This window comes from Stenotrophomonas maltophilia R551-3 (assembly GCF_000020665.1).
GTDB lineage: Bacteria > Pseudomonadota > Gammaproteobacteria > Xanthomonadales > Xanthomonadaceae > Stenotrophomonas > Stenotrophomonas maltophilia_L.
The window spans coordinates 4,464,189-4,490,290 of the sequence record NC_011071.1 but is presented as its reverse complement, the minus strand read 5'-3'; the positions used below and the strand labels follow the sequence as shown (position 1 = coordinate 4,490,290).

General features: G+C 67.0%; 16 protein-coding genes and 1 riboswitch. Of the genes, 13 read left to right on the top strand and 3 right to left on the bottom strand.

The window, feature by feature from the left end; genetic code table 11:
- Positions 1-70: 70 nt before the first annotated feature.
- From glyS to SMAL_RS20185, 7 genes are all read left to right on the top strand, one after another.
- On the top strand, positions 71-2,146 hold the full coding sequence (glyS, locus tag SMAL_RS20215; protein ID WP_012512517.1) for a glycine--tRNA ligase subunit beta: 2,076 nt from the start codon (positions 71-73) through the stop codon (positions 2,144-2,146).
- A 212-nt stretch (positions 2,147-2,358) separates the two neighbouring features.
- A complete protein-coding gene (locus SMAL_RS20210) occupies positions 2,359-4,155 on the top strand; it encodes an autotransporter assembly complex protein TamA (RefSeq protein WP_012512516.1) in 1,797 nt (598 codons plus the stop codon).
- Positions 4,152-8,009 (top strand): translocation/assembly module TamB domain-containing protein, encoded by a 3,858-nt coding sequence (locus SMAL_RS20205; protein ID WP_012512515.1) that lies wholly within the window; start codon positions 4,152-4,154, stop codon positions 8,007-8,009. The genes SMAL_RS20210 and SMAL_RS20205 overlap by 4 nt, the downstream gene beginning before the upstream one ends.
- A 189-nt stretch (positions 8,010-8,198) precedes the next feature.
- The gene (locus SMAL_RS20200) at positions 8,199-10,346 is read left to right on the top strand and encodes a S46 family peptidase (RefSeq protein WP_012512514.1); all 2,148 of its coding nucleotides are present in this window, start codon (positions 8,199-8,201) and stop codon (positions 10,344-10,346) included.
- A gap of 135 nt (positions 10,347-10,481) precedes the next feature.
- On the top strand, positions 10,482-13,940 hold the full coding sequence (locus tag SMAL_RS20195; protein WP_012512513.1) for a hybrid sensor histidine kinase/response regulator: 3,459 nt from the start codon (positions 10,482-10,484) through the stop codon (positions 13,938-13,940).
- Positions 13,941-14,202: 262 nt separating this feature from the next.
- A riboswitch (yybP-ykoY riboswitch) is annotated at positions 14,203-14,292 on the top strand.
- Between the two features lie 88 nt (positions 14,293-14,380).
- A complete protein-coding gene (locus tag SMAL_RS20190; RefSeq protein WP_012512512.1) occupies positions 14,381-14,956 on the top strand; it encodes a manganese efflux pump MntP in 576 nt (191 codons plus the stop codon).
- A 166-nt stretch (positions 14,957-15,122) separates the two neighbouring features.
- Positions 15,123-15,578 (top strand): REP-associated tyrosine transposase, encoded by a 456-nt coding sequence (locus SMAL_RS20185; RefSeq protein ID WP_012512511.1) that lies wholly within the window; start codon positions 15,123-15,125, stop codon positions 15,576-15,578.
- Positions 15,579-15,632: 54 nt separating this feature from the next.
- On the opposite strand, the gene SMAL_RS20180 is transcribed toward SMAL_RS20185, so the two are convergent.
- Both SMAL_RS20180 and acs read right to left on the bottom strand, forming a co-directional pair.
- Positions 15,633-16,298: a response regulator transcription factor gene (locus tag SMAL_RS20180; protein ID WP_005420420.1), complete on the bottom strand. Its 666-nt coding sequence runs from the start codon at positions 16,296-16,298 to the stop codon at positions 15,633-15,635.
- A 121-nt stretch (positions 16,299-16,419) separates the two neighbouring features.
- Positions 16,420-18,363, bottom strand: coding sequence for an acetate--CoA ligase (gene acs / locus SMAL_RS20175; RefSeq protein ID WP_012512510.1), 1,944 nt, complete (start codon positions 18,361-18,363; stop codon positions 16,420-16,422).
- A 245-nt stretch (positions 18,364-18,608) separates the two neighbouring features.
- On the opposite strand from acs, the gene SMAL_RS20170 reads away from it, so the two are divergent.
- The 4 genes from SMAL_RS20170 to xth all read left to right on the top strand — a co-directional run bounded on the left by SMAL_RS20170 (position 18,609) and on the right by xth (position 24,322).
- Complete coding sequence (locus SMAL_RS20170) at positions 18,609-20,036, top strand: DcaP family trimeric outer membrane transporter (RefSeq protein ID WP_006403150.1); 1,428 nt, start codon at positions 18,609-18,611, stop codon at positions 20,034-20,036.
- 98 nt (positions 20,037-20,134) lie between these two features.
- Positions 20,135-21,796, top strand: coding sequence for an MFS transporter (locus SMAL_RS20165; RefSeq protein ID WP_006403045.1), 1,662 nt, complete (start codon positions 20,135-20,137; stop codon positions 21,794-21,796).
- Positions 21,797-21,980: 184 nt separating this feature from the next.
- Positions 21,981-23,390 (top strand): coniferyl aldehyde dehydrogenase, encoded by a 1,410-nt coding sequence (locus SMAL_RS20160; protein WP_012512509.1) that lies wholly within the window; start codon positions 21,981-21,983, stop codon positions 23,388-23,390.
- A gap of 164 nt (positions 23,391-23,554) precedes the next feature.
- A complete protein-coding gene (gene xth, locus SMAL_RS20155; RefSeq protein WP_006402858.1) occupies positions 23,555-24,322 on the top strand; it encodes an exodeoxyribonuclease III in 768 nt (255 codons plus the stop codon).
- Positions 24,323-24,394: 72 nt separating this feature from the next.
- Here the strand turns inward: xth and SMAL_RS20150 are convergent, their stop codons facing one another.
- Positions 24,395-24,646 (bottom strand): GlsB/YeaQ/YmgE family stress response membrane protein, encoded by a 252-nt coding sequence (locus SMAL_RS20150; protein WP_012512507.1) that lies wholly within the window; start codon positions 24,644-24,646, stop codon positions 24,395-24,397.
- Between the two features lie 84 nt (positions 24,647-24,730).
- Here SMAL_RS20150 and SMAL_RS20145 point away from each other — a divergent pair, with 84 nt between their 5' ends.
- Both SMAL_RS20145 and rsmG read left to right on the top strand, forming a co-directional pair.
- Complete coding sequence (locus SMAL_RS20145) at positions 24,731-25,330, top strand: 4'-phosphopantetheinyl transferase family protein (RefSeq protein WP_012512506.1); 600 nt, start codon at positions 24,731-24,733, stop codon at positions 25,328-25,330.
- A gap of 39 nt (positions 25,331-25,369) precedes the next feature.
- Positions 25,370-26,008, top strand: coding sequence for a 16S rRNA (guanine(527)-N(7))-methyltransferase RsmG (rsmG, locus tag SMAL_RS20140; RefSeq protein WP_012512505.1), 639 nt, complete (start codon positions 25,370-25,372; stop codon positions 26,006-26,008).
- Positions 26,009-26,102: the final 94 nt, after the last annotated feature.

Sequence of the window (26,102 nt, the reverse complement as noted above, 5' to 3'; positions counted from 1 at the left end):
GGCCGCTCTCCCCCTTACTCCGGGGCGCCGGACGCGTCGCGCGCTGCACCCCCACCACAGGATTGAAACGATGAGCCAACTGTCCCCCCTGCTGATCGAACTGGGCACCGAAGAGCTGCCGGTCAAGGCGCTGCCGGGCCTGGCCCAGGCCTTCTTCGATGGCGTTGTCGACGGCCTGCGCAAGCGCGGCGTCGCACTGGAACTGGGCGATGCGCGCCCGCTGTCGACCCCGCGCCGCCTGGCCGTGCTGCTGCCGGGCGTTGGCCTGGAACAGCCGGAACAGCACAGCGAAGTGCTGGGCCCGTACCTGAACATCGCGCTGGATGCCGAAGGCCTGCCGACCAAGGCCCTGCAGGGCTTCGCCGCCAAGGCCGGGATCGATTGGACCGCGCTGGAGAAGACCAGCGACAACAAGGGTGAGCGCTTCGTGCACCGCGCGGTGACCCCGGGCGCGAGCACTGCCAGCCTGCTGCCGGAGATCCTGCGCGAGGCGATCGCGGCGATGCCGATTCCCAAGCCGATGCGCTGGGGCGACCACGCCTGGGGCTTTGCGCGCCCGGCGCATTGGCTGGTGCTGCTGCACGGTGCCAACGTGGTTGAAGCCGAGTTGTTCGGCCTGCAGGCCGGTCGCGTCAGCCGTGGCCATCGTTTCCACCACGACCAGGCGGTGTCGCTGGCACAGCCGCAGGACTACGTTGAAGCCCTGCGCGCCGCCTTCGTGCTGGTCGACCCGAGCGAACGCCGTGCGCGCATCGTCGCCGAGGTCGAGGCCGCCGCGGCCAAGGCCGGTGGCAGCGCCCGCATCACCGACGACAACCTGGAGCAGGTGGTGAACCTGGTCGAGTGGCCGTCTGCAGTGCTGTGCAGCTTCGAGCGCGCGTTCCTGGCGGTGCCGCAGGAAGCGCTGATCGAAACGATGGAGATCAACCAGAAGTTCTTCCCGGTGCTGGATGACAGCGGCACGCTGACAGAGAAGTTCATCGGCATCGCCAACATCGAATCGAAGGATGTGGCCGAAGTGGCCAAGGGCTACGAGCGCGTGATCCGCCCGCGCTTCGCCGATGCCAAGTTCTTCTTCGACGAGGACCTGAAGCAGGGCCTGGTGTCGATGGGTGACGGCCTGAAGACGGTGACCTACCAGGCCAAGCTGGGCAGCGTGGCCGACAAGGTGGCACGCGTGGCCGCCCTGGCCGAAGTGATCGCCCCCCAGGTCGGCGCCGACGCCGCGCAGGCCAAGCGGGCCGCGCAGTTGGCCAAGAACGACCTGCAGTCGCGCATGGTCAACGAGTTCCCGGAACTGCAGGGCATCGCCGGCCGCCACTACGCTGTGGCCGGTGGCGAAGCGGAGGAGGTGGCGCTGGCCATCGACGAGGCCTACCAGCCGCGTTTCGGCGGTGACGACATCGCACTGTCGCCGCTGGGCAAGGTGCTGGCGATTGCTGAACGTGTCGACACGCTGGCCGGTGGTTTCGCCGCAGGCCTGAAGCCGACCGGCAACAAGGACCCGTTCGCCCTGCGCCGCAACGCGCTGGGCCTGGCTCGCACGATCATCGAAAGCGGTTTCGAGCTGGATCTGCGCGCGTTGCTGGCCAGCGCCAACGCCGGCCTGGCCGCGCGCAACGTGCAGGCCGACGTCGGCGAGCTGTACGACTTCATCCTCGACCGCCTGAAGGGCTACTACAGCGACAAGGGCGTGCCGGCCACGCACTTCAACGCCGTAGCCGAGCTGAAGCCGACCTCGCTGTACGACTTCGACCGCCGCCTGGATGCGATCGGCACCTTCGCGGCGTTGCCGGAAGCCGAGGCGCTGGCTGCGGCCAACAAGCGCATCCGCAACATCCTCCGCAAGGCCGAAGGCGACATTCCGGGCCAGATCGACCCGGCGCTGCTGCAGGAAGACGCCGAGCGCGCGCTGGCCGAAGCGGTCACCGCGGCCATCGACGACACCGGCACCAGCCTGCAGCAGAAGGACTACGTGGCCGTGCTGGCACGGCTGGCGCGGCTGCGCCAGCAGGTCGATGCCTTCTTCGATGGGGTGATGGTCAATGCGGACGATCTGGCGCTGCGTGGCAATCGTCTTGCGCTGCTGACGATGCTGGGCGAGCGCCTGGGCAAGGTGGCGGCGATCGAGCATCTGTCGAGCTGATGCCGGTATCGGTAGTGCCGGCCGCTGGCCGGCATTGCCCCGCGCACCCAATCGCCGGCGGATGTCCATCGGGGTCATTGCCGGCATCGGGCACGATGCCGGCATCCTCCCCTGCGATCACGATGATCGCCACAAAGGCGCGTATTTTGACCGCCACTTAACAACCGATCCCCAATGACGTGATGCATTTCGCATCGTCACCTCCGGTCGGTATGCTGTGCCGCATGCAGCCAAAGAAATACGCCCTGCCGCTGATGGTCCTGACGCTGGCCGCCACCTCCGTGGCCCATGCGCGCGGCACCATCGACAAGGTGGACATCAAGGGATTGGACAAGGGCGACGACGCCGCAATCATCGAGAACATCCAGGAATCGCTGTCGCTGTACGACACGATCGGCAAGGAACAGGGCGAATCGCGCCTGGAGTACCTGCTGTCCCAGGCCGAGCGGCAGACCCGCCAGGCGCTGGAGCCGTTCGGGTACTACAACCCGGTGATCAAGGTCGAGGCGCCGCGCGAGGACGAGCACGTACGCGTGCTGATCCATGTCGACAAGGGCACCCCGGTGACCGTGCGCCGCGAGCACATCGACATCACCGGCCCGGCGATGTACGACCAGTACCTGCAGGACGACCTGGCCAAGTTCAAGCCGCGCAAGGGCCAGCGCTTCGTGCATACCCAGTACGAGGCCAGCAAGATCACCGTCACCCGCCGCCTGGCCGAGCGCGGTTACTTCGACGCCGACTACACCCAGCGCCAGGTGCAGATCACCCGTGCCGACAACGCTGCCGACATCGACCTGACCTGGGACAGCGGCCGCCGCTACAACATGGGCCCGGTGCGTTTCGAGCAGGACTACTTCGTCGACAAGCTGTTCGACCCGCTGGTCTACTGGGACCAGGGCAGTTACTTCCACGAGGGCAAGCTGGACCGGCTGCGCGAGTCGCTGACCAAGCTGGACTATTTCAGCGTGATCGACATCCAGCCGCGGCCGGACCAGGCCGACGAGAACGGCGATGTGCCGGTGGACGTGAAGCTGACCCGCGCCAAGCGCACCATCTACACCGCCGGCCTGAGCTACGGCAGCGAGAGTGGCCCGGGTGTGCGCGGTGGCATCGAGCGGCGGTGGCTGAACAACCGCGGCCACAAGATGAACACGCAGCTGGACTATGCACAGAGGCGCAAGAGCCTGGTCACCAGCTACCGTATTCCCGCCTTCAAGTGGCTTGATGGCTGGTACACCTTCGCAGCCAGTGCCTATGACGAGCAGACCGATTACATCGACCTGCGCAACTTCAAGCTGATCGCCAGCCGCAGCGGCGAGATCAACGAGCACTGGACCGCGATCGCCTCGATCAACGCGCTGCGTGAGCGCTGGCGCTATGCCTCGGGTACCGAGTTCACCGACGCGGTCTACAACACCTCGACGCTGGTCTACCCGCAGATGGTGGCCGACTACGTCAACGTCGACGACGAAATGTTCCCGCGCAAGGGCATCAGCGGTACCGCGACAATGCGTGCCGGCGTCGAGGGCGCCGGCTCGGATACCAGCTTCGTGCAGGCCAACGCCGTGCTGCGCTGGTACATCCCGGTGGGTGAAAGCAACCGCCTGATCCTGCGCGGCGAAGGTGGCACCACCTGGACCAGCGATCTGGTGGCGATGCCGCCCAGCCTGCGCTACTTCGCCGGTGGCGACCGCAGCATCCGCGGCTACGCCTATCGCGAAGTCGGACCGCGGACCCCGGCACCAGACAAATACGCGCTGGGTGCCAAGAACCTGGTGATCGGCTCGGCCGAATACGAGCACTACTTCAATGGCGGTCCGTGGGGCGCGGCGGTGTTCGTCGATACCGGCAGCGCCTTCGACAACACCATCGATCTGCACACCGGCGTTGGCTTCGGCGTGCGCTGGAAGTCGCCGGTGGGGCCGGTGCGCGTGGATATCGCGCATGGCCTGAACAACCCGGATTCGCAGTTCCAGCTGTACCTGAACATCGGAGCGGACCTGTGAGCACGCCCGCACCGACCCCGAACACGCCGCCGCCGCGCGTGCGCTTCTACCGCCGCCGCCGCTTCTGGGCGTGGTCCGGCGCCGGCGTGGTCGGCCTGGTGCTGCTGGCCCTGCTGGCGGTGTACTGGCTGCTGCAGACCGTGGCCGGACGCGATGTGCTGCTGGCACAGGTGGTGGCGCGGCTGCCGGTGGGCGCCAGCTTCACCTGGGACAAGGTGGACGGCCCGGTGGCCGGCCCGCTGACCCTGTACAACGTCGACTTCCGCTACGACGACATCCATTTCCATGCCGAGCGTGCACACCTGGAGCCGGACCTGCGCCCGCTGCTGGGCCGCAAGCTGCTGCTGGACAAGCTGGAACTGACCAACGCGACGTTGAACCTGGCCAAGAGCGACGAGCCGTTCAAGCTGCCGTCGTGGCCCGATTCGCTGCCGCAGATCGAAATGCCGCTGGCGATCCAGGCCGATGCCATCGCCATCGACGGCTTCCGCATCAGCCAGGCCAACGAGCCGGTGATCGACATCAGCCGCGTGCGCGGCGGCATCGAGATCGCCAATGGCGAGTTCCAGGCACACAAGCTGGTGGTGGACAGCGACATGGGCAATTTCACTGCCCAGGGCCGCTACATCCCGGCCAAGGACTACGACACCGATGTGACCGTCACTGCGGTGCTGCCGGCGCCACGTGGCCGCACTGCCGCCACGATCGGCCTGGTCGCGCGCGGCGACCTGTCGCACATGGAGGTGGCGGTGGCCGGGCGTGCGCCGAAGCCGCTGCACGCGATGCTGGTGTTCGATGGCCGTACCGATCCGAGCTGGAGCGCCAGCGTGCGCAGCGACGAGCTGGATCTGGCGCTGCTGTCACCGGCACTGGCGGGTTCGGCAATTGCCCCGCTGGCGCTGGACTTCACCGCCGCCGGCAAGGGTGGCAATGCCAACCTGCGCGGCAAGGTGAAGCAGGGCGATCAGGAACTGGAGCTGGCACCGTCGGTGGTATCGCTGCAGGACCAGGTGTTGAAGGTCTCGCCGCTGCTGGTGAAGGGCTTCGGTGGCGAAGCGCGCTTGGAAGGTAACGCCGATTTCAGCCAGGAAGACCAGCAGAAGCTCAACTTCTCGGTGGTCGCGCATGACCTGACCTACGTGCCGGCAGCGGATCCGAACACCGCCGGCAGTGCGCCGGTACCGGTGACCCTGAAGGAAGCACGTTTTGGCCTGGCCGGTACCCTGAAGGCCTGGGCGGCGATCGGCCGTGCCGAAGTCGAGCGCGAAAAGCAGAAAGCGCAGCTGCGCTTCGACGTGCGTGGCAATGATCAGGCTGCTGAGATCCGCGAACTGCAGGCGCAGACCCCGGGCGGTCAGCTGCAGGTGGAAGGCAAGGTGGCCTGGGCACCGCAGCTGGACTGGGATGCGAAGGCCACGCTGAAGGCTTTCGACCCAGGCTACTTCGCGCCAGGCTGGGATGGGCGCCTGTCCGGCAATCTGGCCTCCAAGGGGCGCCAGCTGCCACCGCCGGCCAACGCGCCGCCGGGCACTGCCGGCACGCTGGAAGCCACGGTGGACCTGCCGTCGCTGAAGGGCATCCTGCGCCAGCGCAATCTTGATGCGCAGGGCAAGTTCGCGCTGCAGGGCGAGCAGGGCCAGGGCGATCTGAAACTGTCGCTGGGCAGCAGCCGGGTGACCGCTTCGGGCAAGGTCGGCGATCGCCTCGACATCGACGCGCGCTTCGAGCCGCTGCAGCTCAGTGACCTGCTGCCGGGTGCCGATGGTGGCCTGCGTGGCCAGGTACAGGTGAAGGGCCCGCGCGATGCGCCGGACATCACCGCCGACCTGGTCGGCAACAATCTCAACTGGGATGGCTACGGCGCCGAGAGCGTGAGCATCAAGGGCCGGCTGCCGTGGCGGGGCGACAGCGGCACGCTGGCGATCCAGGGCCAGCAGGTCAATGCCGGCATGCTGCTGGAGCGGCTGAACATCGACGCGCAGGGCAGTGTCTCCAACCTGCGCCTGGCCGCGCAGACCCGCAACGAGCTGGGCGCGGTCGAACTGCAGGGCAGCATCCGCCAGCAGGGCGCGCAGTGGCGTGGCGAGCTGGCCGCGCTGCGCATCGCACCGGTGAAGGGCGATGCCTGGTCGCTGCGTGCACCGGCGGCGTTCGCGATCAACGGCAGCAACTACACGCTGGGCGAAGCCTGCCTGGCTACTGCCAGCAGCGGTGCCTTGTGCGCCCAGGCCAACTGGCCGCGTGAGGGCCTGGTGGTGCGCAGTGATGCGCTGCCGCTGGCGCTGGTGCAGCCGTGGTTGCCGCCGCAGTCCGGCCGCCGCATCTACCTGCGTGGCGATGTCAGCCTGGACGCGCAGATCCGCCCGCGCGGCAACGCCTGGGAAGGCCATGTGGAAGTGCGCTCGAAGGAAGGCGGCGTGCGCCTGGGCGAGAACCGCAACACGGTGGGCGACACCACCCGTGGCGAACTGGTGCGCTACGACCAGTTCTCGCTCAAGCTCGACATGACCCCGGCCAGCATCAAGGGCTACCTGGGCATGGGCTTCCAGGGCAACGGCTTCGTCGATGCGAAGATGCAGACCGGCTGGGAAGCCAGCGCGCCGTTGAACGGCGAGCTCTACCTCAACATGTCGCGGCTGTACTGGCTGGAGCTGTTCTCGCCGGACATCGTGCGTCCGACCGGCCTGATCGAAGGCCACGTCAGCCTGCGCGGTACGCGCGGCCAGCCGTCGCTGGGCGGCGACGCGCAACTGAGCAACTTCAAGGGCGAATTCCCGGCGCTGGGCCTGACCTTCGATCAGGGCAAGGGCAGCTTCGTGGCCCAGCCTGATGGTTCGGCCAAGATCACCGCGCAGGCCAATTCCGGCCAGGGCACGCTGTATGTCGATGGCGGCCTGTCGTGGTTCGGCGATGCGCAGCCGCTGCAGCTGAAGATCCACGGCGACAACGTGCTGCTGTCCAACACCAGCGAGCTGCGCATCGTCGCCAATCCCAATCTCGACTTCACCCTGGCCAAGGCCGCGATGGAACTGCGCGGTACGGTGCATGTGCCCGAGGCCGACATCGACCTGGAGCGCCTGGACCGTGGCACCTCGGTGTCCGAAGACGTGGTGGTGCTGGATCCGGCCGATCCGGAAGAGTCGCGCACCTCGCCGCTGGACATGGAGCTGACCGTCAGCCTCGGCGACAAGGTGAAGATGACCGGCTTCGGCCTGAAGGGCGCGCTGACCGGCAAGATGCAGGTCTGGGCCAAGCCCGGTCGCGAGATGACCGCCAATGGCGGGCTGGAAGTGAGTGGTCGCTACAAGGCCTATGGCCAGGATCTGACCATTACCCGCGGCAACCTCACGTGGAACTACAACGCGGTCTCCGACCCGCGCATCAACATCCGCGCCGAGCGCCGGATTGGTGATGTCACCGCGGGCATCGACGTGACCGGGCGGGCGCAGCAGCCGCGTGCGGATGTGTGGTCCGAGCCGGCGATGTCGCAGTCCGAGGCACTGGGTTACCTGGTGCTGGGGCGCAGCCTGACCGGTGCCAGCAGCGACCAGACCCAGCAGGTCAATGCGGCCTCGGCGGCGCTGTCGGCAGGCAGTGGCCTGTTGGCTTCCCAGCTCGGTGCCAAGTTGGGTCTGGATGATGCCGGCGTGAGCCAGTCGCGCGCGCTGGGTGGCTCGGTGATCGGTGTCGGCAAGTACATCTCGCCCAAGCTGTACGTCGGCTACGGCGTGTCGCTGGTCGGTGCCGGTTCGGTGATCACGCTGAAGTACCTGCTGCGTCGTGGCTTCGACGTGGAAGTGGAATCGAGCACGGTGGAAAACCGTGGGTCGATCAACTGGCGGCGGGAGAAGTAACCCGCCGCGCGATCTCTGTAGAGCCGAGCCCATGCTCGGCTTCCGCGCACAGCGCGGGTTGGGGGGCGGGCAGAAGAGCAGCCGAGCGTGGGCTCGGCTCTACAGGTACGTGCCCCCAACCATCGGCCGTTGCCCCATCCGGCCCCAGCGGCTATGGTCCCGGGCTGTTCTGTCGTACCGGATTGCCTCATGTCATCACGCAAAGCCCTTCCTACCGCCCTGGCCCTGGGCCTGACCCTCGCCGCCGGCGCCCACGCCGATGAAGGCATGTGGATGCCGACCCAGCTGCCGGAACTGGCCAAGCCGCTGCAGGCCGCAGGTTTCAAGGGCAATCCGGCCGACCTGGCCAACGTCACTGCGCCGCCACTGAGCGCGGTGGTGCGTGCCGGTGGTGGCACCGGCTCGTTCGTATCCGCCGACGGCCTGCTGCTGACCAACCACCACGTGGCGATGGGCGTGATCCAGTACAACAGCTCGCCCGAGCACGACCTGATCAATGGTGGCTTCATCGCCAAGGGCCGCGCCGACGAGCGTCCGGCCAACCCGGACTTCCGCGTGCTGGTCACCGTCGGCTTCGACAAGGTGACCGACCAGGTGCTGGCGCAGGCGCGTGGCAAGACCGGCCGCGCCTACTTCGATGCCGTCGATGCGGCCAGCAAGCAGATCGTGGCCGAGTGCGAGAAGGACGGCAGCGTGCGCTGCTCGGTGGCCAACATGTACTACGGCACCGACTTCTACCGCATCGCCCAGCTGGAACTGAGCGACGTGCGATTGGTCTATGCGCCGCCCCGTGCGATCGGCAACTACGGCGATGAGATCGACAACTTCATGTGGCCGCGCCACACCGGCGACTTCACCCTTCTGCGCGCCTACGTTGGCAAGGACGGCAAGCCGGCCGCCTACAGCAAGGACAACGTGCCCTACCAGGCGCCGGCGCACCTGCAGATGTCGGTGGAAGGTCCGAAGGAAGGTGACTACGCGATGCTGGCCGGTTACCCGGGCATCACCTATCGCCACCGTACCGCGGCCGAATTCGCCGGCCAGATCGATACCGTGCTGCCGCGCCGCGTGTCGGTGTTCCAGCAGATGATCGACACCATCGAGGCCGCCAGCGCCAAGGACGCGCAGGCGCGCACCCGCTACGCCTCGCAGCTGCAGTCGCTGAAGAACAACCGCAAGCGCGCCGCCGGTGAGCTGGAAGGCCTGTTGCGCAGCGACGCCAAGGCCCAGCGTGCCGCCGACGAGACGGCGATGCTGGCTGCCACCGACCGCAAGTACCAGGGCGACATCAAGGCGTTGCTGACCAACTTGTCGCAGGGCGCGGCGGTGGGCGAACGTGACCTGTTGCTGGACCAGATGGCCGCACAGAGCCAGCTGCTGCGCTCGGCGCTGCTGCTGGAACGCCTGCGCATCGAGTCGGCCAAGCCGGACGCGCAGCGCGAGAGCGGTTTCCAGCAGCGCGACCAGGCGATGATCGAAGGCGTGCTCAAGCAGGTTCAGCGCCGTTACGCGCCGGAGGTCGAGAAGGCGCTGCTGACCACCCTGCTGACCCGCTACCAGCAGCTGCCGGACGCGCAGCGCGTGGCCGAGTTCGATACGGCCTTCGGCCGTACCCCGGAGCAGCTGGCCAAGGCACTGGACACCCTGTACGCCGGCACCCAGCTGGGTGACGAGGCGCAGCGCCTGTCGCGCTTCGCTGCTGCACGCGAAGGCAAGGCACTGGCCGCCGATCCGCTGATCGCCGTGGCCGGCCCGCTGGTGGCCGCGCAGCTGCGCATCGAGAACGAAAGCAAGACCCGCGAAGGCGAGCAGCTGCGCCTGCGCCCGGCCTACATGCAGGCGCTGTTCGCCTGGCGTGCCAAGCAGGGCCGCGCGGTGTACCCGGATGCCAACCGCACCCTGCGCATCAGCTACGGCAAGGTCGAGGCGCTGCATCCGCGCGACGGCGTGACCTACTCGCCGGTGACCACCGTGGCCGGCATCGTCGAGAAGAACACCAACGCCTATCCGTTCGATGCGCCCAAGCCGCTGCTGGCCGCGATCGCCAAGGGTGACTTCGGCAGCACCGCCGACCCGGCGCTGAAGACCCAGACGGTCAACTTCCTGACCAACCTGGATACCACCGGCGGCAACTCCGGCTCGCCGGTGCTCAACGCCAAGGGCGAACTGATCGGCCTGAACTTCGACAGCAACTGGGAATCGGTCAGCGCCAGCTGGTGGTTCGACCCGCGCTACAAGCGCGCCGTGCACGTGGACATGCGCTACCTGCGCTGGCTGCTGGCCAAGGTCTACCCGGCGCCGGAACTGCTGAAGGAAATGGGCGTGCCGGCCCAGTAAGAAGCCGGCCACGACCAATGGTCGTGGCCCGCACCGCGTAGGCCCCCACCTTGGTGGGGGTGGTTGTCCCCAACGAGCCCGCACCCCCGGCCACGCCTGGCCTACACTGCGGGTTCTTCCGACGGAAACGCGCGCGTGGTCTCCAGCTGGATCCTGCTGCTGGTCTCGGTTGCCTATGCCGCGCTGCTGTTCGGCGTGGCGTGGTGGGGTGACCGTCGGCCGATGTACCCCGACCGGCCGTGGCTGCGGCCGGTGGTCTACAGCCTGGCACTGGCCGTGTACTGCTCGTCGTGGACGTTCTACGGTGCGGTCGGTACCGCCGTGCGCAACGGCGTGGGCTACCTGCCGATCTATATCGGTCCGTTGCTGCTGCTGTTGTTCGGCTGGCGCATCATCGAGCGCCTGGCGCTGATCGCACGCAGCCAGAACGTGGTGTCCATCGCCGACTTCATTTCTTCGCGCTTCGGTCGCTCGCGGCGGCTGGCGGCGCTGGTGGCGATCATCGCGCTGATCGGCATCATTCCGTACCTGGCCCTGCAGTACAAAGCGGTGGCAATGAGCCTGCAGGTGCTGACCGGCAACACCGGCCCGACCGGCTTCTTCAGCGATCCGGCGCTGTACGTGGCGCTGCTGATGGCGCTGTTCGCCACCCTGTTCGGCACCCGCCAGGTCGACGCTACCGAGCACCACCACGGCATGATGCTGGCCATCGCGCTGGAGTCGGTGATCAAGCTGGTAGCGATGGTGGCCGTGGGCGTGTTCGCCTACGTCTGGCTCAGCGACCGCAACGAGGCGGTGGTGGAGTCGGTGCATACACTGTTCACCGGGCTGCCGCCGGTGGGCTTCATCTCGCAGACCCTGCTCAGTTTCCTCGCCATCATCTGCCTGCCGCGCCAGTTCCACGTGGCCGTGGTCGAGTGCGGTGACGTACGCGATGTGCGCCGCGCGCGCTGGATGTTCGGTGGCTACCTGGTGCTGATCTCGGCGATGGTGCTGCCGATCGCTACCGCGGGTGTCAGCCTGTTCGGCACCGGCAGCAGCGTCGCCGATGATTCGATGGTGCTGGCGTTGCCGCTGGCCGAGGGGCGCAACGCCCTGGCGCTGATCGCCTACGTAGGCGGATTCTCCGCCGCTACCGGCATGGTCATCGTGTCCTCGATCGCGCTGGCCACCATGGTCAGCAACGACCTGGTGATGCCGGTGCTGCTGCGCCGCAGTGGTGATCACCAGGAAGCGGCCGACGTCGCTTCACGGGTGTTGTGGATCCGCCGTCTGGCGATCCTGCTGCTGGCGTTGATGGCTTACAGCTACTACCGCAGCAGCAGCAACGACAGCACGCTGGCCTCGTACGGCCTGATGGCCTTCGCCGCGGTGGCCCAGTTCGCGCCCGGCCTGATCGGTGGCCTGTACTGGCGCGGTGCCAGCCGTCGCGGTGTCGAGACCGGCATGCTGCTGGGCTTCGCCACCTGGCTCTACACCCTGCTGCTGCCTGCGATGACCATCGCCGGCTGGATGGACGACGGCTGGGTACAGAACGGCCCGTTTGGCATCGCCTGGCTGCGCCCGCAGCAGTTGTTCGGCATGACCGGCTGGGATCCGCTGACCCATGGCACGTTCTGGTCGCTGCTGGTCAATGCGGCGACGATGATGCTGGTGTCCGCGCGCTGGCGTCCCGGTGTGGACGAGCGTCTGCGCGCCGCGCCGTTCCTCGACCCGTATGCCGAGCGCCCGTCGGTGGCCGGTGGCTGGCCTGGTCACGTGCATGTGGGTGACCTGCTGGCGCTGGCCTCCCGCGTGGTCGGCGAGCGCCATGCGCGGCGTTCGTTCTTCGAGCAGGCGCAGTCGCTGGGCCGCGAACTGCAATCCTCGGCGCCTGCGGACCGGCCGTGGGTACAGTTCACCGAGCGTCTGCTGGCTGCGTCGATCGGTGCGGCATCGGCACGCCTTCTGCTGACCAGCCTGCTGCGCGGTTCGGGCATGGACCTGGGTGAAGTGGTGGCGGTGCTGGATGAGGCCGGCCAGGAGCTGCGCTTCAACCGCGAGATCCTCTCGACCACGCTGGAGAACATCAGCGCCGGGGTCAGCGTGGTCGACCCGGACATGCGGCTGACCGCGTGGAATCGCCGCTACCAGGACATGTTCGGCTACCCCGACGGCATGCTCTACGTCGGGCGGCCGGTGGCTGACCTGATCCGCTACAACGCCGAGCGGGGTGAGCTGGGCGAGGGCGATATCGAAATCCAGATCAACCGCCGCATCGGCTACATGCGGGCCGGTTCGCCGCACGTGTTCGAGCGCACCCGCAGCGATGGCAAGGTGATCGAGATGCGCGGCCAGGCATTGCCGGGCGGTGGCTATGTGACCAGCTACAACGACATCACCGATTACAAGCACGCCGAACGCGCGCTGTTGGAGGCCAACGAAACACTGGAACAGCGCGTGGCCGAGCGTTCGCACGAGGCCGAAGTCGCGCAGCAGTCGAAGACCCGCTTCCTGGCCGCGATCAGTCATGACGTGCTGCAGCCATTGAATGCCGCACGTCTGTTCGCTTCGGCGTTGCGCGACAGCGATCATGTGAGTGACGAGCAGAAGCACCTGGCCGAACGCGTGGATGCGTCGCTGCGTGCGGCCGAGGAACTGCTTGATGGCCTGTTGGATGTGTCGCGGCTGGATGCCGGCGGCCTGCATCCGGTGATCGGCGAGTTCGACGTGAGCGCGTTGATGCGCGAGTTGGCCGCGCAGTACACCCCGGTCGCCGCCGGTCGTGGCCTGCGCCTGGACCTGTTCGCGCGCCCGGCGTGGGTGCGCAGTGACCGCCGCCTGCTGCGCCGCGTGCTGCAGAACTTCCTCGCCAATGCGCTGCGCTACACGCGCCAGGGCCGCATCGTGCTGGCGGTGCGGCAGCGCGGCGACGAGGTGGAACTGCAGGTGTGGGACACCGGCCCGGGTATTCCCGAGCACCACATGCGGCAGATCTTCGACGAGTTCCATCGCTACCAGCAGCCTTTCGACTGGGGTGAGCAGGGGCTGGGATTGGGTTTGTCGATCTGCCAGCGTATCTCGCGCCTGCTTGATCATCGGTTGAACGCACGCAGCCGCGTGGGCAGTGGTTCGATGTTCTCGATCATCCTGCCGCGGGTGGCACCGCTGCCGGGCTACACCGAGCTGGTCACACCTGCACAGAGCGTAGCCGCGCCAGTGCGCAGTGATTCGCTGGCCGGCCTGCGCGTGCTGTGCGTGGACAACGACGAAGAGATCCTCGACGGCATGCGCGCGCTGCTGGGCCGTTGGCAGGTGCAGGTGATCACTGCCGCCACCGTTGACCAGGCGCTGGAGAAGATCGCCGAGCGCCCGCAGGTGATGCTGGTGGATTACCACCTGCACGACCGCATGGATGGCCTGGATGCGCTGGTGGCGCTGCGCGAGGCGGCAGGCTATGCGCTGCCCGGCGCGCTGCTGACTGCCGATGGTCGCGACGAGCTGAAGCGGATGGCTCGCGAACGCGGATACCGCGTGCTGACCAAGCCGATCAAGCCAGCCTCGCTGCGCGCCTTCCTCGGCGCGCTGCGCGACACCGGCAGTGGTGATGCCTAGATCGCGACTGTAGAGCCGAGCCCATGCTCGGCTCCCGCTCGGGGCGCGGGACTCCGTCGTCGGATCGAAGAGCAGCCGAGCGTCGGCTCGGCTCTACAAATGCAGGTGCCGCGGGGTTCTGTAGAGCCGAGCCCATGCTCGGCTCACGCGCGAAGCGCGGCGTCGCGGAAGTCCTGTTATAGCCATCGCTATACAAACCAGCCCTGCCTGCGCGTTTCGCTGGAAATGCGCCACGCGCGAATCGCGATGCTAAGCTTCGCGTCCCCTTGGGGAGTAGCCGGATTCCTTCGCAGGAATCGTCCACGTCAACATACTCGGCCAGTGCGCCGTGGCGTGGACAACCATGATGGTTGGCGAGACCAGCGGCCCGCGCGCGCAACGTCAGGTTGGGCGCGAGCGCAGGCCGTGCGTCCGTCCTAGCCCGACCTCAGCAGCCGCCCATGTCCCCCATTTCGATCCTCCTGATCGGCTTTGCCATGTCCACCGATGCCTTCGCCGCAGCAATCGGCAAGGGTGCGGCCATGCGCAAGCCGGTGTTCCGCGACGCACTCCGTGCCGGCATCATCTTCGGCGTCATCGAGGCGATCACGCCCATCATCGGCTGGCTGCTCGGCCGTGCCGCCCTGCAGTACGTCGAAGCCTTCGACCACTGGATCGCCTTCGGTCTGCTCGGCGCGCTGGGCATCCACATGATCTACAACGGTCTGCGTCCGGACAGTGCCGAGGAAGACGAAGACCCCTCGCAGCACCACGGCTTCTGGAAGCTGGCACTGACGGGTTTCGCCACCAGCATCGATGCGATGGCGGTGGGTATCGGCCTGGCCTTCATGGACGTGCATATCGGCGTGATGGCCGTGGTCATCGGCCTGTGCACGCTGACCATGGTCACCGTCGGCATCATGCTCGGCCGCGTGCTGGGCAGCATGGTGGGCAAGCGTGCCGAGATCATCGGCGGTGTGATCCTGGTGATCATCGGCGCGACGATCCTGTACGAACACCTGCACGGCGTGGCGTAACGGCCGCCCCTGTAGAGCCGAGCCCATGCTCGGATCACGCGCGTAGCGCGGGCTTAAGGTCAAACGCAGCCGAGCATGGGCTCGGCTCTACAGCGGGGCATCGGCCGACAGGCGATGCGGTGTTGCCCCGATGGAGAGCCTGTCGGGCGCAGCATAGTCTTCGGGCATGTCCAGCCCCGCACTCCGTAATGGCCGGTGGTCGCAGACCGGCAATGTCTATGCGATCACCGCTGTGACATACGCGCGTCGACGCTGGTTCGACGATGAAGCCAACGTCGATCTTCTGATCGAAGCGTTGCGCACAGTAGAGCGGACGGGGCGGACCTTCTCCCTCGCGTGGGTGATCATGCCGGACCATCTTCATTGGTTGATCGAACTGCGACGCGGAACGCTCGCCGGGTGCATGCAGATCCTCAAGTCCAGAAGCGGACGGGCCATTGCCAGGCAGGTGGAAGCCAACGCGCCGATCTGGCAGCCGGGCTACTACGACCACGCGCTGCGCAGCGATGAATGCCTGCGCAAGCAGGCGATGTACATTGCGGCCAATCCGGTTCGTGCTGGGCTGGCTACGTTTCTTGGCGAGTTTCCTCACGCCTGGAGCAGATGGCCTCTGCGGGAGTAGCGCGACCTTCGGCGAACAGCAGCCGAGCATGGGCTCGGCTCTACAAAGGCGGGCTCAGTCTTCTTCCGGCGGCAGCACGATGGCGTCGTCGTCGATGGCCAGCTTGCCGGCCATCAGCACGGCCTGGGTGCGGTTGGTCACGCCCAGCTTGCGCAGGATCGCGGTGACGTGGGCCTTGATCGTCGCTTCGGACACGTTGAGGTCGTAGGCGATCTGCTTGTTCAGACGGCCGGCGCCGAGCATCTGCAGTACGCGGAACTGTTGTGGGGTCAGCTCGCGCAGGCGCTGGCCGACTTCGCGTTCCTCGCTGCCGGTGGGCGGCACGTTGTGCGCTTCCGGCGGCGCCCAGGTCTCACCATCGAGGATGGTGCCCAGTGCGTGGCCGATGGTGTCCGAATCCGCAGACTTCGGAATGAAGCCCAGCGCGCCGTGGTCGAGCGCGCGGCGCATCACCGTGGCTTCTTCGCGCGCGGACACCACGACCACCGGCAGCTGCGGATGCAGCGAGCGCATGTGCACCAGCGCGTTGAAACCCTGCGCACCGGGCATGTTGAGATCCATCAGGACCAGGTCGGCGTCGTTGTGCTGGTCGGCCAGCGCGTACAGCGCTTCCACGCTGTCGGCTTCGAACAGCTGCACGCCGGGGATGACCCGCTGCACGGCGCCGCGCAGGGCTTCGCGGAACAGCGGGTGGTCATCGGCAATCAGGAGGGTGGTCATGGGTCGAGCTTATCGATCAGGAAAAAGAGCGACGTGATGGCAGGTGCAGGACGGGTCGGACACGGCCGGGTCCCTCCTCCCGGCCACGTCCCTGGCGCGTCCTGCGCCTGCGGTCACGCCATCAGCGCACCTTGCGCTCGTCCACCAGCGACGCCACCACCGACGGATCGGCCAGGGTCGAGGTGTCGCCGAGCTGGTCCGGTGCGTTCTCGGCGATCTTGCGCAGGATGCGGCGCATGATCTTGCCCGAGCGGGTCTTGGGCAGGCCCGGCGCCCACTGCAGGTGGTCCGGCGTGGCGATCGGGCCGATCTCCTTGCGCACCCACGCGATCAGCTCCTTGTGCAGCTCATCGGTCGGCGCCTCTTCGGCCACCAGGGTTACGTAGGCATAGATGCCCTGGCCCTTCACGTCGTGCGGGAAACCAACCACGGCGGCTTCGGCCACCTTCGGGTGCGAGACCAGCGCGCTTTCCACTTCGGCGGTGCCGATGCGGTGGCCGGACACGTTGATCACATCATCGACGCGGCCCGTGATCCAGTAGTAGCCGTCTTCATCGCGGCGGCAACCGTCGCCGGTGAAGTAGCTGCCCGGGTAGGTACGGAAATAGGTATCGATGAAGCGCTGGTGGTCGCCGTACACCGTGCGCATCTGGCCCGGCCAGGAATCACGGATGATCAGGTTACCCTCGGTCGGGCCGTCCTTGATCTCGCCATCGGCATTGACCAACGCCGGCTGCACGCCGAAGAAGGGCAGGGTGGCCGAACCCGGCTTGAGATCCATCGCGCCGGCCAGCGGCGAAATCAGGATGCCGCCGGTCTCGGTCTGCCACCAGGTATCGACGATCGGGCAGCGGCTGTCGCCAACCACTTCGTAGTACCAGCGCCAGGCTTCCGGGTTGATCGGTTCGCCAACGCTGCCAAGCAGGCGCAGCGAGGCACGCGAGGTCTTCTTCACCGGCTCCTCGCCCTCGCGCATCAGTGCACGGATGGCGGTCGGCGCGGTATAGAAGATCGACACCTTGTGCTTGTCGATCACGTTCCAGAACCGCGAGGTATCCGGGTAGTTCGGCACGCCTTCGAACATCAGCGAGGTCGCGCCGTTGGCCAGCGGGCCGTACACGATGTAGCTGTGGCCGGTGACCCAGCCGACGTCGGCGGTGCACCAGTAGATGTCGTCCTCGCGCAGGTCGAACACCGCTTCATGGGTGTAGGCCGCGTACAGCAGGTAGCCACCGGTGGTGTGCAGCACGCCCTTCGGCTTGCCGGTGGAACCGGAGGTGTAGAGGATGAACAGCGGGTCTTCCGCGTTCATGCGTTCCGGCTCGCAGATGGCAGGCTGGCTGTCCACCACGTCGTGGAACCAGCGGTCGCGCGGGGCCTGCATGTCCACCGCGCCACCGGTGTGACGCACCACCAGCACGGTTTCGACGGTGTTGGTGCCGGGCAGCTTCAGCGCGGCATCAACATTGGCCTTCAGCGGAATCCTGCGACCACCGCGCAGACCTTCGTCGGCGGTGATGATCAGCTTGCTCTGGCAGTCGCTGACGCGGTCGGCGATCGAGTTCGGCGCGAAGCCACCGAACACCACCGAGTGGATCGCACCGATGCGCGCGCAGGCCAGCATGGCCACGGCGGCGTCGACGATCATCGGCAGGTAGATGGTGACCCGGTCGCCCTTCTTGACGCCGAGGTTGCGCAGCGCATTGCCGAGGCGGCAGGTACGCTCGTACAGCTCGCGATAGGTCACGTGCTGCGCCGGTGCGTCCGGGCCGTCCGGCTCGAACAGCAGGGCGGTCTTGTCGCCACGCGTCTCCAGCTGGCGGTCCAGGCAGTTCACGCTGGCATTGAGCTCGCCATCCTCGAACCACTTGATGTGGAAGTCGGACAGGTCGTAGTTGACGTTCTTGATCTTCGTCGGCTTGCGCATCCACTCCAGGCGCTCGGCGGCCTTGCCCCAGAAACCATCCGGGTCGGTGACCGAAGCCTGGTACTGCTGTTCATAGGACGTCTTGTCGATGCGTGCCTTGGCGGCGAACTGCGGATCGACGGGGTAGATATCAGCCATGGCACCCTCACTTGCACGTTGACTTTGTATGTGCGGTCGCAGCATCGCAGCGACCGATCCCCCTCAGTTTGCCCCATCCACCCCCGCCCGCGTCACCACCTTGCTTAGACCATGGTCGAAAGTGAGCGTCCTGCAGGGCCGGGTTCGACCAATGGCGAATAGCCGGTGTGCGTGAACGCCCCGCAGTCTCGGCTCGACCGTGCCCCACGCGCGGCATCACCTTGCCACTTGGGAGAGAGGGCAACATGAGCCACCGTACGTTGAAAGCCGTGCGCAAACCTTTGGCGGCCTGCCTGTTGGTCGCCCTGGTCGCACCGGGCATGGCGTTCGCAGAGACCGCCAAAGAGAAAGCGCTGGAAGCACGCGTTGCCGAACTGGAACGCCAGGTCCAAGCGCTGCTGTCTTCGCAACAGCAACAGCAGACCCAGATCAGCCAGACCCAGCAGGCCGTAACCGAAGTCCGCACCGTGCAGGCCGAGCAGAAGCCGGTCGCTTCGGTGCCGGCCGGCAAGCAACCGATCCAGGTCACCACCATCACCCCGGGCGCCGCGCCGGGTACCACGGTCAAGATCGGCGGCTTCATCAAGGCCGACTTCCTGGCCACCCAGACCAGCGATGGCCAGCTGGCCGACGACGCCACCGGCCGCTCGCTGTACCTGCCGGGCCAGACCCCGGTAGAAGGCGCCGGCGGCAGCGGCAAGCGTTCGGGCACCGACTTCAACGCCCATGCCAAGTTCTCGCGCTTCAACCTGGGCATCGACAACGTGAGCGAATCGGGCAACAAGGCCGGCGCGTTCTTCGAGATGGACTTCTTCGGCAATTCGCTGGGCAACCAGACCGCCACCAATACCTACGGTGTGACCCTGCGCCACGCCTACATGTACTGGAACAACTGGATGGCGGGCCAGACCTGGTCCAACTTCATGGACGCGGCCGCACTGCCGGAAGCGGTCGACTTCGTCGGCCCCACCGACGGCGTGATCTTCGTGCGCCAGGCGCAGGTGCGCTACACCCAGGGTGGCTTCAGCGTCGCGCTGGAAAATCCGGAAACCACCACCCTCACCGGTACCCGCAACCCGGTTACCGGCGCCTGGACCAATGCCAGCGCCAACTCCGATCGTGGCAGCCTGCCTGATCTGACCATGCGCTACGGCTGGAAGGGCAACTGGGGCACCTTCGGCGTCGGCGGCATCGTCCGTCAGCTGAAGGTCGACAACCAGGCCACCGGCGCCAAGGCCGACAAGGTGGCCGGCGGCCTGACCCTGGGCGGCAAGTGGGTGATGGGTGACAGCGATTCTCTGCACTACCAGCTGACTGGCGGCGAAGGCATCGCCCGCTACATCGGCCTGGGCATCACCGCCGACAGCGCCTACGACGTGGCCCGCGACGAGCTCAACCCGACCGGCGTGCTTGCCGGCTACGTGGGCTGGCGGCATGCGTTCTCGCCGAAGCTGCGCACCAACCTGATCTACGCGCGCAGCGACTACGACAACGACAGCATCCTTGGCCCGCTGGTGACCAAGAGTGTGCAGAGCATCCGCGGCAACATCTTCTACTCGCCGCTGCCCAAGGTCGATATCGGTGCAGAGCTGATGTATGGCCGTCGCGAAGTGGAGAACGGCAACAAGGGTGACATCACCCGACTGCAGTTCACTACCAAGTACAGCTTCTAAGAGCGTGCCGGCCAACGGCTGGCACCTACCGAATTGCGTGCCGACCAACGGTTGGCACCCACCGGCCCAGGCCGGCATCTACAGAGGGAAAGCGTCCCATGTCCAGCACACCCAGCACCGCACACAAAGCGGGCACCCTGACCCAGGGCCACAAGAAGGTCATTTTCGCGTCGAGCCTCGGCACGGTGTTCGAGTGGTATGACTTCTTCCTGTACGGCTCGCTTGCAGCGATCATCGCCAAGCAGTTCTTCAGTGGCGTCAATGAAACCACGGGCATGATCTTCGCCCTGCTGGCGTTCGCTGCCGGCTTCTTCGTGCGTCCGTTCGGCGCGGCCTTCTTCGGCAGCCTCGGCGACCGCATCGGCCGCAAGTACACCTTCCTGGTCACGATCCTGATCATGGGCATCTCGACCTTCCTGGTCGGCGTGCTGCCCAACTACGCTTCGATCGGTTTCGCCGCACCGGTGATCCTGATCATCCTGCGCCTGGCCCAGGGCCTGGCGATGGGCGGCGAGTACGGCGGTGCCGCCACCTACGTGGCCGAACACGCACCGGACGACAAGCGCGGCCTGTACACCAGCTTCATCCAGTGCACGGCCACGCTCGGCCTGTTCATGTCGCTGCTGATCATCCTGGCCTGCCGCTACTTCCTCGGCAACGAAGCCTTCGAAGCCTGGGGCTGGCGTATTCCGTTCCTGGTCTCGATCCTGCTGCTGGGCGTGTCGGTGTGGATCCGCCTGCAGCTGAGCGAGTCGCCGCTGTTCCAGCAGATGAAGTCCGAGGGCAAGGGTTCCAAGACGCCGTTCCGTGACAGTCTGAAGGGCGGCAACCTGAAGCTGATGCTGCTGGTCCTGCTGGGTGCTGCGGCCGGCCAGGCGGTGGTGTGGTACGGCGGCCAGTTCTACGCGCTGTTCTTCCTCAGCAGCATGCTGAAGGTCGATGCCACCACGTCCTACCTGCTGATCGCCGCCGCGCTGGCGCTGGGCGTGCCGTTCTTCATCTTCTTCGGCTGGCTGTCCGACCGTATCGGCCGCAAGAAGATCATCCTGGCCGGCTGCCTGCTGGCCGCCGTCACCTACATCCCGATCTTCAAGGGCCTGACCCACTTCGCCAACCCGGCCATCGAAGAAGCCCGCACCAACTCGCCGGCGCTGGTGGTTGCCGATCCGAACACCTGTTCGTTCCAGTTCGATCCGGTCGGCCTGCGCAAGTTCACCAGCTCCTGCGACGTCGCTACCGCTGCGCTGACCAAGGCCGGTGTGCCGTATGACGTGCAGCCCGCCGCCGCCGGTTCGCTGGCGATGGTGAACGTGGGCAGCGCCAGCGTCACCTCGTATGAGGCTGCTGGCCTGACCAAGGAAGACGGCAAGGCCAAGGCCGATGCGTTCGGTGCGGAACTGAAGACCGCCCTGACCACCGCCGGCTACCCGGCCAAGGCGGATGGCGCCCGCATCAACATCGCCGGCACCATCTTCATGCTGTGGCTGCTGGTGCTGTACGTGACCATGGTCTACGGCCCGATCGCCGCTTACCTGGTCGAACTGTTCCCGACCCGCATCCGCTACACCTCGATGTCGCTGCCGTACCACATCGGCAACGGCTGGTTCGGTGGCTTCCTGCCGGCGATCTCGTTCGCGCTGGTGGCCGGTACCGGCAACCTGTACTACGGCCTGTGGTACCCGATCATCATCGCGCTGATGTCGGTGGTGATCGGCGGCCTGTTCCTGCGCGAGACCAAGGACGTGGATATCACCAAGTAACCGGCGTGCCGACCAACGGTCGGCACCCATCAGGTTTCAGGGGCCGCGGTGCAGACCGCGGCCCTCTTTTTGGTAGTGCCGGCCGCTGGCCGGCAAATGCACGATGTCTGCCGGAGATCCATGGGGCTGCCGGCCAGCGGCCGGCACTACCATTGCGTTGCACAGCACGCCGTATAGTCGGGCCATGATCACCACAACGCCGACCTCCCTCCCCCTCATCCTGCGCGCCCTGCGCAGCGAGTGGCAGTCGCAGCGCCCCACGCTGGACCAGCGCGAAGCCGATCTGCGCCGCCTGCGCGAGGCGCTGAGGCCGCGCTTGGAAGAAATGGCGCAGGCCATCGCCGAGGACTTCGGCCATCGCGCCCACGTTGAATCGAAACTGGCCGATGGGATGAGTGTGCTGTCGGCCATCGACCACCTGCGCCGTCACCTGCGCAGCTGGTCGAAGCCGCAGCGGGTGCGTGCCGGTTGGCGACTATGGCCGGCGCGCGCGCAGCTGCGGCCGACGCCGCTGGGCGTGGTCGGGGTGATCTCGCCCTGGAACTACCCGGTCACGCTGGCACTGGTGCCTTTGGCTACCGCCATCGCCGCCGGCAACCACGTGCTGCTCAAGCCTTCGGAACACACGCCGCGCACCAGCGCGTTCCTGGCCGATCTGCTGGCCAGTGTGTTCCCGCCCGATCGCGTGGCGGTGGTGCAGGGTGGGGCGGATGTAGCGGCGGCGGTGTCATCGCTGCCGCTGGACCATCTGCTGTTCACCGGCTCGACGGCGGTTGGCCGCAAGGTGATGGCGGCCGCCGCCGAGCATCTGGTGCCGGTCACGCTGGAACTGGGCGGCAAGTCGCCGGCCATCGTCTGCCGCGATTTCCCCCTGGACAAAGCCGCAGCGCGGCTGGCCACCGGCAAGTGGTTCAACGCCGGGCAGACCTGCATCGCGCCGGACTACGCGCTGATCGACACCGCGCGCCAGCGCGAGTTCGTGCAGGCGCTGCAGCAGCAGGTACGCGAACGCTACGGCGACTTCAGCGATGCCGACGATTACACGCGCATCATCAATGAAGGCCAGTACCGGCGCCTGCAGGGCTATCTGGCGCAGGCGCGGCAACGCGGGGTGCCGGTGATTCCGCTGGCGCAGGTGGATGAGGCGCGCGCCGACCGCGAGCGCCTGCTGGTGCCGACCGTGGTGCTGGACCCGCCGGACGACCTGGACCTGATGCGCGAGGAAATCTTCGGGCCGATCCTGCCGGTGCGCGCCTACCCGGATCTGGATGCTGCGCTGGCCGACGTACTGTCGCGTGACCGGCCGCTGGCGCTGTATCCCTTCAGCCATGACACGGCGACGGTGGAGCGCATCCTCGGCCAGGTGGTGGCCGGTGGGGTGACGGTCAATGACACGCTGCTGCATTTCGCCGCCGATGGCCTGCCGTTTGGCGGGGTAGGGGCCAGCGGCATGGGCGCGTACCACGGCCGGGCCGGGTTCGATGCGATGAGCAAGCGGCTGCCGGTGCTGTGGCAGTCGCGCTGGGCCGCCAGCGACCGGCTGCGGCCGCCGTATTCGAAGATTGCGGGGTTGTTGAAGCTGTTGCTGCGGTAGTGCCGGCCGCCGGCCGGCAACTGCAGGGTCTTGCCGACGGTTCATGGGGTTGCCGGCCAGCGGCCGGCACTACCGGTAGGTGCCAACCTTGGTTGGCACGCGTGGGCCCGAAGTGCCGACCAGGGGCGGCCTCTACCTAAGCCCACCCGGGTAGAATGGCCCCCATGAAGATCGCCTCGTGGAACGTCAATTCGCTCAATGTCCGCCTGCCGCACCTGGAGCAGTGGCTCAAGGAGTTCGGTCCGGACATCGTCGGTATCCAGGAAACCAAGCTGGAGGACCACAAGTTCCCCGACTCGGCGCTGATCGCCGCGGGCTACCGCAGCGTGTTCGCCGGCCAGAAGACCTACAACGGCGTGGCGCTGCTGTCGCGTGAGCCGGCGCAGGATGTGCAGATCGGTATTCCCGGCTTCGAGGACGAGCAGAAGCGCGTCATCGCCGGTACCTTCGGCGACCTGCGGGTGATCAACCTGTACGTGGTCAACGGCCAGGACATCGGCACCGACAAGTACGAGTACAAGTTGCGCTGGCTGGAAGCGGTCCATGCCTGGATCGCCGAAGAACTGCAGCGGCACCCGAAGCTGATCGTGATGGGCGATTTCAACATCGCCCCGGATGCGCGCGATGTGCACGACCCGGAGGTGTGGAACGAAAACCACATCCTCACCTCCACCGCCGAGCGCGGTGCATTGAACAAGCTGCTGCAGCTAGGCCTGCACGATGGCTTCCGCCTGCACAACGACGAGGCCGGTGTGTTCAGCTGGTGGGATTACCGTGCCGCCGGTTTCCGCCGCGACCTGGGCCTGCGCATCGACCTGACCCTGGTCTCCGACGCGCTGAAGGGCAGTGCGGTGGCTTCGGGCATCGACCGCGAGCCGCGTACCTGGGAACGCCCCAGCGATCATGCGCCAGCGTGGGTGCAGATCGGTTGAACGAACGGGGCCCGACAAATGCCGGGCCCGTTGTGATGCGTCTGCCGGCCAGCGGCCGGCACGACCGCCGCGTCAGCGTATGCTCTTGCGGGTGAACAGGTTGACGATCGCCAGCAGGATCACCGCACCGATCAGCGAGAACAGGAAGGTGCGGATGGTGATCGCTTCGTTGATGCCGCCGCCGAACAGCCAGCCGGAAATCAGCGCGCCGACGATGCCGACCACGATGTTGAGGATGATGCCCTGCTGGGCATCGCGCTTCATGATGATGCTGGCCAGCCAGCCTACGATGCCGCCGACGATCAGCCAAACGATGATGCCCATGATCGAACCTCCGGTGGGGAACTGTGACCAGTTGACGCGCATGGCTGTGAACCCGTCGTGCAATTGCGTGATGGGCGCGTGCGGATGAGCCTGCCAGCCACCCTTGACGGCCCGTGGCGCTTTGGGCCGGTGACGGTCTGGCGGCGCCCGCACGTGCCGGGCCACCGCGGCGAACCGCAGGCGCGGCAGGTGCTGGCGCAGGCGCTGGGCACCGACCCGGAGGCGCTGCCACTGGTTCGCGATGACAAGGGCCGGCCGGAGCTGAGCGGCGCGCTGGCCCACTACGGCACCGGCTGGAGCCACAGTGGCGAGGTGCTGCTGGTGGCACTGGGCGAGGGCGTGCGGTTGGGCGTCGACCTGGAGCTGCTGCGGCCGCGGGCCCGCCTGATGGAGATCGTGCAGCGCTTCTTCCACCCCGAGGAAGTGGCCTGGCTGGAAAGCCTGGACGAGGCCGGGCGCGAGCACTGGTTCTTCCGCGTGTGGTGCGCCAAGGAAGCCATGCTGAAGGCACACGGGCAGGGCATCTCGTTCGGCCTGCACCGCCTGCAGCTGGCCCCGGGGGCCGATGGCGCCCTGCACCTGCGCTGGTGCGACCCGGAACTGGGCGTGGCCGCGCGCTGGCATCTGCACGAATGGCAGGCCACCGGGCAATTCCGCGCTGCTCTGGCCTGGTATCCGCACTGAAGCGGGGAATCAGCGCGCAAAACCGGCGATAATGTCGGCATGAGCGAACACCCACTTCCCGCCAGCGTGGCTGCCACGCTGGAACAGGGCCTGGCCAGCATGGGCCTGGACGCCGCGCTGGCGCCGCCGCTGCTGCGATACCTGGCCCTGCTGCACCGCTGGAACGGCACCTACAACCTCACCGCCATCCGCGACCCGCAGGAGATGGTCACCCGCCACCTGCTCGACTCGCTGGCGATGCAGCCGTTCGTGGCTGATGGCAGCCTGGCCGACCTCGGTACCGGTCCCGGCTTGCCCGGCATCCCGCTGGCGATCGCCTGCCCGGGCCTGCAGGTCACCCTGGTGGAGAGCAACGGCAAGAAGGCGCGCTTCATGCGCGAGGCCGTGCGCCAGCTCGGTCTGGGCAATGCCCGCGTGGCCGAATCGCGCGCCGAGGCGCTGGACGAAGCTGGCCACTACGACCAGCTGACCGCGCGCGCGATGGACACCCTGGCGGGCATCGTCCGCGTTGGTGGCCACCTGCTGCGCCCCGGTGGCGTGCTGCTGGCCATGAAGGGCGTCTACCCGCATGAAGAGATCGCGGAGCTGCCGGCTGGTTGGCAGGTGCGCGAGGTGACCCCGCTGAGCGTGCCCGGCCTGGCCGGCGAACGCCACCTGGTCACCGTTACAGGTCCCTGATTCCCGTCGCCAGCCCCTTGTGGAACAACGGGTTGGCGATTCACGATTTCCGCAAGGGGCCGGTTGTACGCATAATGACCGGTCCCAGCACACG

Excerpts from the sequence above, each read along its gene's own strand:
- glyS (WP_012512517.1), top strand. The coding sequence starts at position 71 with ATGAGCCAACTGTCCCCCCTGCTGATCGAACTGGGCACCGAAGAGCTG.
- SMAL_RS20210 (WP_012512516.1), top strand. The coding sequence starts at position 2,359 with ATGCTGTGCCGCATGCAGCCAAAGAAATACGCCCTGCCGCTGATGGTC.
- SMAL_RS20200 (WP_012512514.1), top strand. The coding sequence starts at position 8,199 with ATGTCATCACGCAAAGCCCTTCCTACCGCCCTGGCCCTGGGCCTGACC.
- SMAL_RS20190 (WP_012512512.1), top strand. The coding sequence starts at position 14,381 with ATGTCCCCCATTTCGATCCTCCTGATCGGCTTTGCCATGTCCACCGAT.
- SMAL_RS20185 (WP_012512511.1), top strand. The coding sequence starts at position 15,123 with ATGTCCAGCCCCGCACTCCGTAATGGCCGGTGGTCGCAGACCGGCAAT.
- SMAL_RS20180 (WP_005420420.1), bottom strand. The coding sequence starts at position 16,298 with ATGACCACCCTCCTGATTGCCGATGACCACCCGCTGTTCCGCGAAGCC.
- acs (WP_012512510.1), bottom strand. The coding sequence starts at position 18,363 with ATGGCTGATATCTACCCCGTCGATCCGCAGTTCGCCGCCAAGGCACGC.
- SMAL_RS20170 (WP_006403150.1), top strand. The coding sequence starts at position 18,609 with ATGAGCCACCGTACGTTGAAAGCCGTGCGCAAACCTTTGGCGGCCTGC.
- SMAL_RS20165 (WP_006403045.1), top strand. The coding sequence starts at position 20,135 with ATGTCCAGCACACCCAGCACCGCACACAAAGCGGGCACCCTGACCCAG.
- SMAL_RS20160 (WP_012512509.1), top strand. The coding sequence starts at position 21,981 with ATGATCACCACAACGCCGACCTCCCTCCCCCTCATCCTGCGCGCCCTG.
- xth (WP_006402858.1), top strand. The coding sequence starts at position 23,555 with ATGAAGATCGCCTCGTGGAACGTCAATTCGCTCAATGTCCGCCTGCCG.
- SMAL_RS20150 (WP_012512507.1), bottom strand. The coding sequence starts at position 24,646 with ATGGGCATCATCGTTTGGCTGATCGTCGGCGGCATCGTAGGCTGGCTG.
- SMAL_RS20145 (WP_012512506.1), top strand. The coding sequence starts at position 24,731 with ATGAGCCTGCCAGCCACCCTTGACGGCCCGTGGCGCTTTGGGCCGGTG.
- rsmG (WP_012512505.1), top strand. The coding sequence starts at position 25,370 with ATGAGCGAACACCCACTTCCCGCCAGCGTGGCTGCCACGCTGGAACAG.